This window comes from uncultured Methanobrevibacter sp., assembly GCF_900314695.1.
Classification (GTDB): Archaea; Methanobacteriota; Methanobacteria; order Methanobacteriales; family Methanobacteriaceae; genus Methanocatella.
In genome coordinates this window covers 15,879-29,829 of the sequence record NZ_OMWD01000016.1, presented here as the reverse complement: position 1 = coordinate 29,829, position 13,951 = coordinate 15,879, and the positions used below count along the sequence as shown (strand labels likewise).

The window sequence follows — 13,951 nt, the reverse complement described above, 5'->3', positions numbered from 1 at the left end:
CAAAATTTATTTGCTCAATTTTTTTAATATAACCGTTCATATGTTGGCTCCTTATATCAATTTAATTATGCTTTGTCTCCTAAAACTAATTTAGGGAAAATACATAAACTCTTAAGTTCGTCTAATAATAATTTAAATGCATAAGATATTTCAACAGGGTATGTTTCGACATCTCCACAAATTGGACAGTATTTCTTATTTCTATTCTTATCATATACTGCTAACATACCACAGTTTTCACAGACAATAGCTTCGTATTTGTCTGATTCATCTAAAAGTCTTTCTTTTAAAGTTAATGCTGCACCGTGTGCAATAAGACAATCTCTTTCCATTTCTCCAAATCTTAAACCACCTTCACGTGCTCTACCTTCAGTAGGTTGACGTGTAAGCACTTGTACTGGACCTCTAGAACGAGCATAAACTTTATCAGTAGTCATGTGGTGTAATTTTTGGTAATAAGCAACACCGACAAATATTTCAGCATCCAATCTTTCACCGGTTACTCCACTGTAGAGTGATTCGCATCCTGCAGATTCAAAACCGTTGTTTAATAATTGCTGTTTGATTTCATCTTCAAGAGCTTGGTTGAATGGAGTTGCATCCACCCTTTCACCTTCAAGACAACCTGCTTTACCTGCAACCATCTCAAGCACCTGTCCAATAGACATCCTTGATGGAATAGCGTGAGGGTTAACAATTAAATCAGGCACTACACCAAATTCAGTAAATGGAATGTCTTCAGGAGATAATATTAAACCGACAACCCCTTTCTGACCGTGTCTTGATGCGAATTTATCACCAAATTCAGGTTGTCTTGTATCTCTTACTCTAATTTTTGCTAATCTTGAACCTTCAACAGTTTCTGATAAAAGAACTGCATCAACAATACCTTTTTCACCATGTCTTACAGTTACGGAAGTTTCTCTTCTTCTATCAGCAACAGTACCAAAGTCCTCTTCCAAGAATCTTGGTGGTGAAGTTTTTCCAATCAATACATCACCGGATTTTACGACAGATTCAGGGTTAACTACACCGTCATCGTCCAAGTTTCTGTAAGCTTCCTCGGATCTGTATCCTTTAATGTTTTTGTCAGGCACTTCAAATTTGTCAACTTGCCCACCGGCGTATCTTTTTTCTGAAGTATCGTAAGCCCTGAAGAAAGAAGATCTAGCTAAACCTCTTTCTAAAGCACCTTTGTTAATGACCATTGCGTCTTCCATGTTGTATCCTTCATAAGACATTAATGCAACAACAAAGTTTTGACCGGATGGTCTTAAATCGTAATTAGTTGAATCGATAATACGTGTTTTTACAATAGGAGTTTGTGGATGGTGTAACAAGTGAGCCCTTGTATCAGTACGTAATGCGTAGTTGGATACATATAAACCTAAAGCCTGTTTTGTCATACCTGCTTCCATTGTATTCCTTGGAGAAGAGTTGTGATCAGAGAATGGGATAATTCCAGCACAGATACCAAGCATGGTAGCTGGGTCAATTTCTAAATGAGTGTGTTCTTCATTCAAATCAGCTAAAGACATTGCAATGTATGAGTTTTCTTCCTCTTCAGCATCCAAATATTCGATAAGACCATCATCTATCAAATCGTCCCATCTTAATTTTCCATTAGCGATTTTATTTAAATGATCTTCTTTAAGAAGTGGAACGCCCTCTTTAACAATGATTAATGGCCTTCTTGCCCTTCCAGGATCATTAAATATATAAATCTCATTATTGTCTTCGTAATAGGTAATATTCATTTCATGAGAGACTTCACCATTTCTTCTTTTTTCTCTCATTTCTTGAGTAAACTCAACCGGATTTTCACAAGCCCCGAGAAGTTCACCATTTATGTAAATCTTACATTTTTGCAAATAAATTCCCTCCTTAGCTTATTTAATTAATACATCCATACTTTCAATAACATCTATAATTTCCTGTTCATCAGAACCTTCAGAAATATTACACATTAAAGCTAAATTCTTTACCAAACCACAGTTAGGTCCCTCAGGAGTTTCGTTTGGACATATTTTACCAAATTGAGTTGGATGTAAATCTCTTGCTTCAAAGTGAGGTTGACTTCTGGTTAATGGAGATACAACACGTCTTAAGTGAGAAAGTGTACCCATGTAACTAGTTCTGTCTAATAACTGACTAACACCAGCTCTTCCACCTACCCAATTACCGGTAGCAATAGCGTGCTTAATATTTTCAGTTAAAACATCACTACGAACAGCTTGCTTAATTGAAAGGTCTTTTCCACGGGAAAGACTTCTTTCAAGTTGATAACTCATATCTCTGGTCAAGTTAGTGAAAGCGACTCTGAATAAATCTTCCATTAAATCTCCAGATACTCTGAGTCTTTTGTTAGTATAATGGTCCTTATCGTGAGGTTCTCTTTTTTCTTCAATAACTTCAAGTAACATTTCAGTCATTTCAGCTAAGTAAATAGCCTTATCATAACATCTTTCAGGTTCAGTACCCATATGAGGCAATAAGTAACGGTTTATTACATCGGTAGCACGTTTTGTACGATAGTCGGCAGGCATGTTTTTAGCTACTCTGTTACCTATGTATTTAATAGCAGCATCCTGCATGTATTCTCTTCTTTCATCAAGAGTCATGCTATCCATTTCAGTTTGATCCAATTTTAAAGCTTCAAGTGAAACCTGAATATCGTCTGCAACCATCATCTGGAAGTTATTGTCATCAGATATTGCTGTAATAATTTCCTGATCGGTAGATAATCCAAGAGCCCTTAATAAAATAACTAATGGAATTTCACCCGGAAGGTATGGGAAAGAAATTCTTAAAAATACACCATTCTTACGTGGTTTTTTATATTCCAAAGTAATTCTAGCTCTGAAACCACTTTTAATTGAAGTTACGACTGCTTTAGCATGCCTATCTTCAACTTCATCCAATCTTTCAAGAATGATTTTATTTGGAGCAATTTCTTCCATTGTAACAACAGCTCTTTCTGAACCATTTACAATAAAGTAACCTCCTAAATCTTGAGGATCTTCATGTTTTTCAATTAATTCTTCAGCAGTTAAACCATTGAGGTGGCAAATATCAGATTTGAGCATAACAGGCAATTCGCCAATGTATACTTCTTCCAAAGGATTATCTTCTCCTTCAGCATTTAATGCCATTTCAAGGTACATGTCTGCAGAATAATTTAAATTTCTAAGTCTTGCTTCAGTCGGGTCAATAATACTGCTTGATCCGTCTGCTTCTTTATTAGATGGTTTCTCAATACGTACTTTACCAGTTTTTAAAGTATATTTTCCATCATCTAATGTAATAGGTTCAGTAATATCAATGATATTTTGAATCCTATTATTTACAAAATCATTATATGACTTAATATGGTGATCTACTAAATCATATTTATCGAAAAATGCATCAACTAATTTCCAATTATTCTCTGTCATGGACTTCCTCCAGCATTTACGTAAACGCTATAAAAATAATAAACTAAATAAAAGTAAATAATAAGATTAGGTAAAAACCTAACAACTAATTCATTTAATCATTATTCTTAATTTACTCATAACTATCTCCTATAAGATAATTCCTCTCAAACTAAGTTAAATTTATTATAATGAATTTCTAAAAAGAAAAAAACACAGAAATTATACTATATATAAATTTCACTAACTCTAAAATTATATTTAAATTAATCTTCCACTATCCTATAAGTAACAAACACACCCGCAGTTTGACTTTCACGAGTAATCCTTAAAATATCTCCTGGTTTTGCATCAATAGCTTTTACAACAGGATCATTTGATCTAATTTTAGGAAGATTTTTAAAATCATACTCAACATCACTAAATTCATCAGCAATTTCATCTTCGGTCATGATTTCATGTGTTGGTACTAACATATGGTCTTGAATATCAATTTTCAAATTTTTTCCTCCAGATAGAAAAGTTAAAATATAAAATTAGAAACAGGCCTGACGGGAATTGAACCCGCGGCCGCTTGGTTAAAAGCCAAGCGCTCTGCCAGACTGAGCTACAGGCCTACATGAATTTTTATCATCTAGTATTTGAAGCGCCCTGGCCGGGATTTGAACCCGAGTCGCGGGCTCGACAGGCCCACATGATAGCCCCTACACCACCAGGGCAAGAAATACTTAAACGATAATGTGTAATAATACACTATTTAATAAATATTTACATCATCATATATAAATGTTTTGGAAAATAGCAATATTTTGCTAAAAAATAACATATGATAACAAATAAATAAATATTGGAATCCCGCCTGCCGGACTTGAACCAGCAACATTTGGATCTACAGTCCAACGCTCTGCCAAATTGAGCTAAGGCGGGAAAATGGGTCCGCCCGGATTTGAACCGGAGTCTCAGGCTCCCAAAGCCCAAAGGATCGACCAAGCTACCCTACGGACCCATGCATAACTATGCATGAGATAGCATACTAATAATAATATAAACATTCTATTATATAAAGGTTACTATAATTTCAACAAAATGATGAAAAATCAAAATTGAATATAAAATTATAAAGCCCCGGACGGGAATTGAACCCGCGACCACGAGATTACAAGTCTCGCGCTCTACCAGACTGAGCCACCGAGGCATAACTCTATATTATAGAACAATGTAATTTATGTTAAAAGTAGTTTAAATACTTTACTATAAATCAACCAAAAAATATGAAAATATAAATATTATAGAATTTATAATTAATAATCATGACAAATCAAAAAGAAAGTTTACTTAATAGCATTAATGAAACTTTATCTCAAATAAAAGAAAAAAATCCTTTAACACACTGCATAACCAATTCAGTTACAATCAATGATTGTGCAAATGCAGTTCTTGCAATTGGAGGATCACCATTTATGGCTGAAGATGCAGAAGAGCTCGAAGAAGTTGTAACAATAGCAGATGCATTAGTTATAAATATAGGCAAATTAAGCAAAGAACAAATCAATTCCATGAATGTAAGTGCCAAAGTAGCAAATGAAACCGACACTCCAATAATACTTGATCCGGTAGGTGTTGGCGTAACAGAACTTAGAAACAAAACAACCATGGACCTAATTAATAATTACAATATGGCCGCAATACGCGGAAACATTACAGAAATCAAATCAATTGCCAAATTAGTTGGTGTTATCGATGAAAATAACACCGCAAAAGGCGTTGATGTAAATATTGATGACATAATTACTGAAGAAAACCTATCTGCAAATGGAGAAATCATAAGAGAACTTGCAGAAAAATTGGATACAACAATTTTAGCAAGCGGACCAATAGACATACTAAGCGATGGAAAAACAACAATAGCCATTGACAATGGAGACGACATGATGCCTTTAATTACAGGCAGCGGATGCATGTTGTCATCTATAGTTGGAAGTTGTATTGGAGGATCAACTCCACTTGAAGGAAGCTTGGTGGCAATTTTGGCAATGAACATTGCAGGTGAAAAAGCAAGAGCAAAAGTAGATGAAAAAGATGAAGGAACAGGATCATTTAGAGCTTATTTAATTGATTACCTTTATAAAACCAATGCTGAAAGCTTAATAAATGAATCAAACATCAGGATATTATGAATAAGATAGACTTATCACTTTACCTCGTCACCGACAATAGTGATGATGTAGAAAAATTCTTAAATACAATTGAAGAAGGAATAAAAGGCGGAGTAACTGTAGTTCAAATTAGAGAAAAAACAGCAGAAACTCTGGATTTTTATGAATTAGCACTGAAAGTTAAAGAGATTACCACAAGATACAATGTTCCATTAATTATCAATGACAGAGTTGACATAGCACTAGCCATTGATGCCGACGGTGTGCATGTTGGACAATCAGACATGCCTTGTGACGTTACAAGAAAACTAATCGGAAAAGATAAAATATTGGGCGTTTCAGCTGCAACCATTGAAGAGGCAAAAAAAGCTGAAAGAGATGGTGCCGATTACATTGGAACAGGTGCGGTTTTTCCAACAGCAACCAAAGACGATGCTCCTTCAATTACCAAAGAGGATTTAAAAGAAATTGTCGAGTCAATAAACATTCCGGTTGTTGCAATTGGAGGAATAAATTTGGACAATGCATCCACCTTAATTGACACCGGAATCGCAGGATTATCTGTCGTTAGTGCAATAATGAGTTCTGAAAATCCTAAAAAATCATCTGAAGAGTTATTAAATATTTTTAATAGCTAATTTTATTTATTTTAAGGGTTTTGTCAATAATTTAAATTATTGATAGTTTTTCTTATTTTTCTTATTTTTGTAGTAAATTGAATTTCATTATTGAAAGTCATGATTTTTAACCTAAATTCAATTTAAAATAATGATTATCTTATATCAAAAAATATTAAATAATAATATAGAAATGATTAATTGAGGAAATTTAGATGGCAAGTCCAATTGAAGTTATTTTAGTGCCGACAATAATGATTCTGTTAGGAGTATTTTTAAGGCAAAAGGGTTTTCTAAAAAAATCAGATAGGGAACTTCTTTCAAAGATTGTTTTATACATTGCACTTCCTGCAATGATTTTTATAAATCTGTATGATGCCCAGATATCTCATAACATGCTCTTTTTACCTGTTCTGGGTTTTACCCTGACATGCATACTTATAGTCATAGCATATGCTTACTGCAGAGTGAGAAATTACTCTAAAAAGACCACATGGACAATAATTATTGCAGCATCAATCATGAATACTGGGTTTATAGGATTTCCAGTATCATTAGGGGTTTTTGGAAATGAAGGATTTATCAATGCGGTGTTTTATGATCTTGCAACATCAACATGGGTAGTTCTCTACGGCGTTATCCTTGCAACTAAATTCGGAGGCAACAGAAAGGAGGCATTAAAAAAAGCACTGACCTTTACTCCGGTCTGGGCAGTGATATTTGCATTAATATTTAATGTTTTCAATATTCCGTTAATCTATGTTGTTGAAAACACTCTAAACTATTTCGGACAGGCTACAATACCATTAATCATGCTGTCACTGGGTCTTTCACTTGATTTTGGAAATGTGAAAAACTATCTCTCCCCTTCAATAGCAGTATCTGTCATTAAGCTGGTGATTGCTCCTGTGATAATGTTTGGACTGCTTTCAATATTCAAGATATCAGGTATGGCTTTTAACATTGCAATTCTTGAAGCAGGAATGTCAACTGCAGGAAATGCACTGGTGCTTGCTATAGAATATGGCCTTGATGCTGATTTGATGGGATCTTTAACATTTACAAATGTTGTTTTAAGCGTGTTTACATTAACTGCAATCATAGGCTTTTTAAGCTAAAAAATAGTTTGTAGTGTGTGGAAGATTTAGTTAAAAATCTCCCAAGGATTAAATAGAGAAAATTAAAAAATTACCGATTTATTGACAAATCCATTAGAAAAAGATATAAAAGTAAAAAAAATATTATTTTTTACTATTTTTCAAAGCTTCTACAGCAGCAAGCTTTTTACCTGCCAACATACTAATACAAGCTCCGCCACCACTACTTAAATGGCTCATATGTTCTTCAAGACCTAAACCAGCAGTAGCTGCAGCAATATGACCTCCACCAATTAAAGTGAAACCTTTTGAGGTAGCCATAGCATTAATCAAGTCTTCAGTACCCATTGAAAATTTAGGATCTTCAAATACACCTGCAGGACCATTAGCGAATATGTATTTGGCGTCCCTGATTTCTTTTGCATAATATGAAATAGTCTTAACACCAATGTCAAAAATGGATTTATTAGGAATTTCTTTAAAATCAATGTCAACCCTTTGACCATCAATATCACAAGCAACATCAATAGGATATTTTACCTTATCGCCAAATCTATCGATTAATTCTTTGGCTTTTTCGACCATGTCCCTATATCCTCTGCTTGCAATGAAATCCTTATTAACCTGACCGATATCAACACCTGCAGCCCATAAAACAATGTTTCCAACAATACCTGTTGTCAATATGGAATCAGCAGTACCGTTGCTCAATACGTTTTCCATAACATCGATGGAATCTTCAGGTTTCATTCCACCAAGCAAGAATACACATGGATGTTCCACATTATCGAGCGCATCTTGAATTACTGTCAATTCTTTTTCCATAACACGTCCTGCAGCTGAAGGAGTATCAACCGTAAAACCAACCAATGATGCTTGAGATCTGTGAGCAGCTGCAAAAGCATCGTTTACAAAGTAATCAATTAATGGATACAAATGCCTTACAAGTAAAGTTTTTGACTGTTCTTCAGGAGTTCTTGAAAGGGACTCCTCTGAAAAGAAACGTGCATTTTCAAGTAATAAAATTTCATGCGACTTAAGAGATTTGATTGCTTCTTTAGCAGCATTGGAAAATAATGAATCAGTGTATTTAACCCTTAAATTTAGAATATCTGACAATGCCTGTGCATGTTGGGACAAGGTTGTGAAATCCTTTTTGCCCGGACGGCTTTGATGAGCAAGAAGTACTACTTTAGCCCCTTTATTAGACAATTCCTTAACAGTCTGAGCATGCAATTTTAATCGAGTGTCATCCAATATAATCCCAGAGCTTGGATCTACCGGAGAGTTAATATCAATTCTAACCAATACAGTTTTATCTTCAATATCAAAATCATCAATTGTATTAAAATCCACCATTATCTCACATCATCACAATTTACTTACCAAATCAAGTAAGGCTTCTTTTGGACTTTCTGCTTTAATAATTCCGGATGCAAGCAATACTCCATCAGCACCCAAATCCATAGCAGCTTTCATGTCATCACCAGTAGTTATTCCAGCACCACATAAAACCTTAACATCTTTATTGATGGCTTTAACTTCTTTTACTGAATCTTCAACAACTTCAGGTTGAGCTTGTGAAACAGGAATACCAGTACCTATCAATTCAGGAGGTTCAACAGCTACTGCAGTAGGTGCAAGAGCAGCAATAGCTTTTGAAGTTTCAATATTGTTAGTACAAACACATGATTCAATTCCATTGGCTTTACATAATTTTACAACTTCATCGATGTCAGCCAACTTCATCCTATTTTCTGAATGATTAATTAAAGAACCGCTTATTCCAGCATCAATTAAAGTATTGATTAAGTTGGATCCTGTGTGTCCACCTGGAGAAATCGGATCTATATGTTGAGCAAAAATTGGAATGGAAGTTTCTTCACTAATTCTATAAATATCAGCAGCCTGTGGAGCTGCAACCATAGTAATTCCAGATTCACTTGCAGCGCTTTCTAAGTCATGTGCAAGTTCTAATGCATTCATACCACTTGATTCCAAATAAGTTTTATAGTTTAATATAACAATTGGTGTGTCCATAATAATCCCACAACTACTCTTTGATAATTATATTTGAATAACATTATTAAATAAATTTTTGATTGGAAATTCTTTTTTCAGCCAATTCAACATATTCCCTTTTAATGTCATAAGCAATATAGCTACGATTGTTTTGAACTGCTGCAATGCAAGTTGTACCACTTCCGCAAAAAGGGTCTAAAACGACATCACATTCATAGCTATAAAGATTTATAAGTCTATGAGGCAATTCAAGAGGAAATGGAGCAGGATGACCAATTTTTTTAGCGTTTACTGCCGGAAATGTCCAAATACTTTTTGTCCAACTGATAAAATCATCCCTTTCAATAGTGTCCTTTTTGGCTTGTTTTTTATTTTTGGAATATGAACCTTTTGAAAATACCAGAATATATTCGTGATAATCCCTAAGAACAGGGTTTGAAGCTGACATCCAACTTCCCCATGCACATGACCCTCCACCACTGGCAGATTTATCCCAAATAATTTCTCCACGCATTAAAAAACCCAAATCCAACATTATTTCAATTATCATTGCATGAAGTGGAATATATGGTTTTCGTCCAATGTTTGCAATGTTTATGCATGCCCTTCCACCAGTAACCAGTTTTTTATAGCACTGGCGAAATACTGATGTCAGCAATTCCAGATATTCATCCAAGCTCAAGTCATCATCATATTCCTTTCCAACGTTATACGGAGGAGACGTAATCATCAAATGAATACTGTCATCTGGAATCTCATCCATGTTTTCGCTGGATTTACAATATATCTTATTTAAATCAGCATCATCAATGGCGTTCTCTTTAAAATCAATGCTTTTTGGAACTTCAAAATCCTTAAATAATTTTGAACTGTAAAACTTCTTTGAACTATGAGATTCTCTGACAACAGAACCAAAAGATGTTGTTTGTGTTTTTCTAACCAATTTAAGACCTCTTTAAAAGATTTAAAAATTTCAATCCTTTTTGTTTGCAATTATCTTCCATATCTGCCATTTCAATATATTGACCTAATGATTCCAAATCCTGCATTCCAGAGAAGAAATTTAAATTTTGATTAAATAAACGATTTAAATGTATTTTTAACTCCATACTTGAATCCATCCTTAAAAAACCAGACTTGGGAGTTGTTTTTCTTGTATTTCCATGATTTAATGGAAATGGATTTAAAGACCAGAAACCCTGAATAATGCCTGCACTTTTCAGATAATCCGCCTTCTTGCAGAATCCATTTGACAGTGGAGCGTTGCCCAGAACAATTATTGGTATTTTAGACGCTTTAAAATTTGAAACACGAATATCAATACATTTTCCAATAGCTTTTAAGATTGAATCTGAACGTGTGAAACTTGGCTTTCCCTGATGAGTTCTATAATCACCAATTTCCAAAATTTCATTTGACTCTACATCATATTGCCAATTCCACACTATTGACATCTTAACCTCAAATATTACTTTAACTTCACTGGCTTTTAAAATTTTTTTATCAACAGTTGAAATTACAATATCTGCAGGAGACCTTGATGTGATGCCCAAAGCAGGTATTCTTGCCTGATTGACCACATGCAAATTTTCATCATATATTAGGCTTTTCAAAAGATTTTTAACCCAATTTTCAGTATAGTTTCCAATTAATGAATTCCTAGACTGTAATGTCGATTTAACACCCCTATAACTTTTCGGCCAGTATGCCAAATGCCGACCGTCTTCATCCAGATAGAACAGATGATTTGCCTTTGCAAGTTTTAGGGATTCTGTAAAAAATAACTTTTCTTGATTTTTATTCCACAAATTCATAATAAAAAATATTATTATTAAACATATAAATACTTTTAATAATATAATTATAATATTGTTCAATATATGTTAAATTGTTTTTGACTTGAATAAATGTATATACTATCAAAACTAAACATTAACTTGATTTTATGTCATTCAATGAAAGCCAAATAGAAAAATTAGAAAAAAGTGGATACAGATTCGTCGGACAACATGGCCATGCCGCAGTCAAGACATGCCATTGGACACGCCAAAGTATTGTTGATAAAGGCGTTTGCTATAAGGAAAAGTTCTATGGAATCGAATCACACAGATGCTTGCAAATGTCTCCTGCAGTTCCCAACTGCCAACAGGAATGCGAATTCTGCTGGAGAGACCTAACATATACCCAAACCAATTGGGAAGATGAAGAATATGATGACCCGAAAACCATAATCGACGGAGCAATTGAAGCACAGAATAATCTATTATGCGGATTTTATGGAAATGACAAAGCAAACAAAAAAAAGTTAGATGAACTGAAAAAGCCAACCAATGCAGCCATTTCCCTGGCCGGCGAACCTACACTCTATCCGAAAATTGATGAATTGATTGGAGAGTTTAACCGAAGGGACTTTACAACATTTGTAGTGAGCAATGGCCAATGCGTAGACAGACTAAGAAATCTGGAAAACGATCCGTACCAACTATACCTTTCCTTAGATGCGCCTAACGAGAAAATATTTAATACAGTCTGCAGACCTAGAATAAACGATGCATGGATTAATTTAAATGAATCACTTGAAACATTATCAAGTTTCAACTCCAGAACATGTATACGAAATACCTGTGTCAAAGGAAGAAATATGGGAAATCCCGAAGAATATGCAAAATTAATCGATAAGGCAAATCCCGATTATGTTGAAGTAAAAGCATACATGTGCGTAGGTTCATCACGAGACAGATTAACACCAGACAACATGCCGACATTTGATGAAGTTACCGAATTCGCAACAAAAATAGGAAATGAATGCGGCAGAGAAATAGTTAATGAATCCAAAGTTAGCAGAGTAGTCCTACTAGAATAACTCTTTTTAATATAAAAAATAGGTTTGAAAGTCATCATTACATCATGTAATGACGACAATTAATTTTAATGCAAACAATTAAGATTTAATGAAATATTGATTAAAACTAAATTATTTAGCTTTTAACTCATTGCATAACTCAACAGCTTTAAGAGCAGCTTTTTCCATTGAAACTTCATAGGAAATGCCAGCTTCTTCTAAAATTCTTTGACCTTCCTCTTCATTAGTACCTGTTAGTCTAATGACAATAGGAACCTTTCTTTCACAATGTTCTAAAGCTTTAATTACACCACGAGCAACATCATCCGCCTTAGTAATTCCACCTAAAACATTCAGGAACACAACTTTAACAGGTTCATAACTCAATACAAGGTTTAAAGCCTGATCAATTATTTGTTCTGAAGCTCCACCACCAATATCTAAAAAGGTAGCTGGTTCTCCGCCGTTAAGTTTAATCATGTCCATAGCAGTTAATGTTAAACCTGCACCATTACCGATTACGGCAATGTCACCATCCAATTGCACAAAGTCAACAGCTTTCTTTTTGTAGTGAAGTCTTTCAACCAAGTCCTGATGTCTGAATAATGCATCATTTTCAACAACAAGTTTTGCATCAGCAGCAATCAATCCTTGAGGAGTTGAAACTAACGGGTTGATTTCAGCAGTATCCGCATCATACTTTTCAAATACATTATATAATTTCCAAATCATGTCACCCATTTGTGAAATTAATTCAGATGGAACACCCATTCTACGTGCAATTTCACGTGCCTCATAAGGTAAAAATTCAATTAAAGGATTTGGATAATATTTAATGATTTTTTCAGGGTTTGTTTTTGCTAAATTTTCAATTTCAACCCCACCTTCCATACTTGCCAAGATAACAGGTTTTCTAGCACCCCTATCTACGGATACAGTTACGAAAAATTCATTTAAAATTTCGGCTTTTTTCTCAATCAATAAATGTTTAACTTTTTCGCCTTTGATTTCCATTCCCAAAATTTCATCAGCTACTTTTAAAGCTTCACCAGGGTTATTTGCAAATTTTACACCACCTGCTTTACCTCTACCACCGGTTAAAACTTGAGCCTTTATCACTACAGGAACGCCCATTTCAGAAGCGATAGTCATAGCTTCCTCAGGAGAGTAAGCGACATGTCCTTCTAAAATTGGTATGCCTTCTTGATTAAAAATTTGTTTTGCTATATTTTCAAAAAATCTCATTGTAACACCTATTCAACTAAATTAAATCCAGCTTCAAAAGCTTTAATATTTTTTTCTTCAGTTCCTTTAGGAACACTATCCTCAATGGCTTTAATAGCCGCATCTTTAGATATAACATTAGTAATTTTTGTAATTGCTCCAACCATAACTATATTTGCCACAATTTTTAAACCTATTTCATCAGTTGCAGTTTTAGTAGCCGGAGCTTCATGAACTTTAATATTATGTTCGTCAATAAACTCCCTTACATCTTCAACATCTGTTGTTCCAGGGTCAACAATTAAAGTTCCATTATCCTTTAAATCAACAATATATTTAATTAAAGCCTCATTAGACATGGCAATTAAAATATCTGGACTTTGAACTTTAGGATAATCAACTTCACTATCACTAATAACAACTTCACATTTAGAAGCCCCTCCACGAGCTTCAGGACCATAAGATTGAGTTTGAACAGCTTCCTTTTCATCAAACAAACTTGCAGCTTTACCTAATATGATACCTGCAAGGATTACACCTTGACCTCCAAATCCACCAATTCTTATTTCAGTTCTCATAT

At 34.3% G+C, this 13,951-nt stretch carries 13 protein-coding genes and 5 tRNA genes; 4 read left to right on the top strand and 14 right to left on the bottom strand.

Going from position 1 to position 13,951, the window contains the following annotated elements; translation table 11 throughout:
* Positions 1 to 65: 65 nt before the first annotated feature.
* The 8 genes from rpoB to QZN45_RS06695 all read right to left on the bottom strand — a co-directional run bounded on the left by rpoB (position 66) and on the right by QZN45_RS06695 (position 4,608).
* Positions 66 to 1,871 (bottom strand): DNA-directed RNA polymerase subunit B, encoded by a 1,806-nt coding sequence (gene rpoB / locus QZN45_RS06730; RefSeq protein WP_292606444.1) that lies wholly within the window; start codon positions 1,869 to 1,871, stop codon positions 66 to 68.
* A gap of 18 nt (positions 1,872 to 1,889) precedes the next feature.
* Positions 1,890 to 3,434 (bottom strand): DNA-directed RNA polymerase subunit B'', encoded by a 1,545-nt coding sequence (locus QZN45_RS06725; protein ID WP_292606442.1) that lies wholly within the window; start codon positions 3,432 to 3,434, stop codon positions 1,890 to 1,892.
* A 245-nt stretch (positions 3,435 to 3,679) separates the two neighbouring features.
* Complete coding sequence (locus QZN45_RS06720) at positions 3,680 to 3,913, bottom strand: DNA-directed RNA polymerase subunit H (protein ID WP_292606440.1); 234 nt, start codon at positions 3,911 to 3,913, stop codon at positions 3,680 to 3,682.
* Positions 3,914 to 3,956: 43 nt separating this feature from the next.
* Positions 3,957 to 4,030: transfer RNA gene (locus tag QZN45_RS06715), tRNA-Lys, on the bottom strand.
* Between the two features lie 30 nt (positions 4,031 to 4,060).
* A tRNA-Asp gene (locus QZN45_RS06710) sits at positions 4,061 to 4,132 on the bottom strand.
* A 134-nt stretch (positions 4,133 to 4,266) separates the two neighbouring features.
* A tRNA-Tyr gene (locus QZN45_RS06705) sits at positions 4,267 to 4,340 on the bottom strand.
* Between the two features lie 4 nt (positions 4,341 to 4,344).
* Positions 4,345 to 4,419: transfer RNA gene (locus QZN45_RS06700), tRNA-Pro, on the bottom strand.
* A gap of 115 nt (positions 4,420 to 4,534) precedes the next feature.
* Positions 4,535 to 4,608, bottom strand: a tRNA-Thr gene (locus QZN45_RS06695).
* Positions 4,609 to 4,723: 115 nt separating this feature from the next.
* On the opposite strand from QZN45_RS06695, the gene thiM reads away from it, so the two are divergent.
* From thiM to QZN45_RS06680, 3 genes are all read left to right on the top strand, one after another.
* Positions 4,724 to 5,590, top strand: a complete 867-nt coding sequence (gene thiM / locus QZN45_RS06690) for a hydroxyethylthiazole kinase (protein ID WP_292606438.1) — start codon at positions 4,724 to 4,726, stop codon at positions 5,588 to 5,590.
* Positions 5,587 to 6,207: a thiamine phosphate synthase gene (gene thiE / locus QZN45_RS06685; protein WP_296811976.1), complete on the top strand. Its 621-nt coding sequence runs from the start codon at positions 5,587 to 5,589 to the stop codon at positions 6,205 to 6,207. The genes thiM and thiE overlap by 4 nt, the downstream gene beginning before the upstream one ends.
* Before the next feature lie 194 nt (positions 6,208 to 6,401).
* Positions 6,402 to 7,304, top strand: a complete 903-nt coding sequence (locus tag QZN45_RS06680; RefSeq protein ID WP_292606436.1) for an AEC family transporter — start codon at positions 6,402 to 6,404, stop codon at positions 7,302 to 7,304.
* Between the two features lie 123 nt (positions 7,305 to 7,427).
* On the opposite strand, the gene QZN45_RS06675 is transcribed toward QZN45_RS06680, so the two are convergent.
* Genes QZN45_RS06675 through QZN45_RS06660 form a run of 4 tightly spaced genes read right to left on the bottom strand, consistent with a single transcriptional unit; the run spans position 7,428 to position 11,119 of the window.
* Positions 7,428 to 8,645 carry a phosphoglycerate kinase gene (locus QZN45_RS06675; RefSeq protein WP_292606482.1) on the bottom strand — a complete coding sequence of 406 codons (1,218 nt, stop codon included), beginning with the start codon at positions 8,643 to 8,645 and terminating at the stop codon, positions 7,428 to 7,430.
* Between the two features lie 9 nt (positions 8,646 to 8,654).
* Complete coding sequence (tpiA, locus tag QZN45_RS06670; protein ID WP_292606434.1) at positions 8,655 to 9,323, bottom strand: triose-phosphate isomerase; 669 nt, start codon at positions 9,321 to 9,323, stop codon at positions 8,655 to 8,657.
* Positions 9,324 to 9,369: 46 nt separating this feature from the next.
* Positions 9,370 to 10,248, bottom strand: a complete 879-nt coding sequence (locus QZN45_RS06665; protein WP_296811974.1) for a site-specific DNA-methyltransferase — start codon at positions 10,246 to 10,248, stop codon at positions 9,370 to 9,372.
* A gap of 1 nt (position 10,249) precedes the next feature.
* Positions 10,250 to 11,119: a hypothetical protein gene (locus QZN45_RS06660; protein WP_296811971.1), complete on the bottom strand. Its 870-nt coding sequence runs from the start codon at positions 11,117 to 11,119 to the stop codon at positions 10,250 to 10,252.
* A 131-nt stretch (positions 11,120 to 11,250) separates the two neighbouring features.
* Here QZN45_RS06660 and twy1 point away from each other — a divergent pair, with 131 nt between their 5' ends.
* Positions 11,251 to 12,168: a 4-demethylwyosine synthase TYW1 gene (gene twy1 / locus QZN45_RS06655; protein ID WP_296811969.1), complete on the top strand. Its 918-nt coding sequence runs from the start codon at positions 11,251 to 11,253 to the stop codon at positions 12,166 to 12,168.
* 111 nt (positions 12,169 to 12,279) lie between these two features.
* Here the strand turns inward: twy1 and sucC are convergent, their stop codons facing one another.
* Together sucC and QZN45_RS06645 are read right to left on the bottom strand one after the other, a co-directional pair.
* Positions 12,280 to 13,392, bottom strand: coding sequence for an ADP-forming succinate--CoA ligase subunit beta (sucC, locus tag QZN45_RS06650; protein ID WP_296811967.1), 1,113 nt, complete (start codon positions 13,390 to 13,392; stop codon positions 12,280 to 12,282).
* Between the two features lie 8 nt (positions 13,393 to 13,400).
* The gene (locus tag QZN45_RS06645; RefSeq protein WP_292606424.1) at positions 13,401 to 13,949 is read right to left on the bottom strand and encodes a 2-oxoacid:ferredoxin oxidoreductase subunit gamma; all 549 of its coding nucleotides are present in this window, start codon (positions 13,947 to 13,949) and stop codon (positions 13,401 to 13,403) included.
* Positions 13,950 to 13,951: the final 2 nt, after the last annotated feature.

What these genes read in the sequence shown, in the direction of transcription:
- QZN45_RS06660 (WP_296811971.1), bottom strand. Translation starts at nt 11,119, where the DNA reads ATGAATTTGTGGAATAAAAATCAAGAAAAGTTATTTTTTACAGAATCC.
- thiE (WP_296811976.1), top strand. Translation starts at nt 5,587, where the DNA reads ATGAATAAGATAGACTTATCACTTTACCTCGTCACCGACAATAGTGAT.
- QZN45_RS06680 (WP_292606436.1), top strand. Translation starts at nt 6,402, where the DNA reads ATGGCAAGTCCAATTGAAGTTATTTTAGTGCCGACAATAATGATTCTG.
- thiM (WP_292606438.1), top strand. Translation starts at nt 4,724, where the DNA reads ATGACAAATCAAAAAGAAAGTTTACTTAATAGCATTAATGAAACTTTA.
- QZN45_RS06725 (WP_292606442.1), bottom strand. Translation starts at nt 3,434, where the DNA reads ATGACAGAGAATAATTGGAAATTAGTTGATGCATTTTTCGATAAATAT.
- QZN45_RS06645 (WP_292606424.1), bottom strand. Translation starts at nt 13,949, where the DNA reads ATGAGAACTGAAATAAGAATTGGTGGATTTGGAGGTCAAGGTGTAATC.
- sucC (WP_296811967.1), bottom strand. Translation starts at nt 13,392, where the DNA reads ATGAGATTTTTTGAAAATATAGCAAAACAAATTTTTAATCAAGAAGGC.
- tpiA (WP_292606434.1), bottom strand. Translation starts at nt 9,323, where the DNA reads ATGGACACACCAATTGTTATATTAAACTATAAAACTTATTTGGAATCA.
- twy1 (WP_296811969.1), top strand. Translation starts at nt 11,251, where the DNA reads ATGTCATTCAATGAAAGCCAAATAGAAAAATTAGAAAAAAGTGGATAC.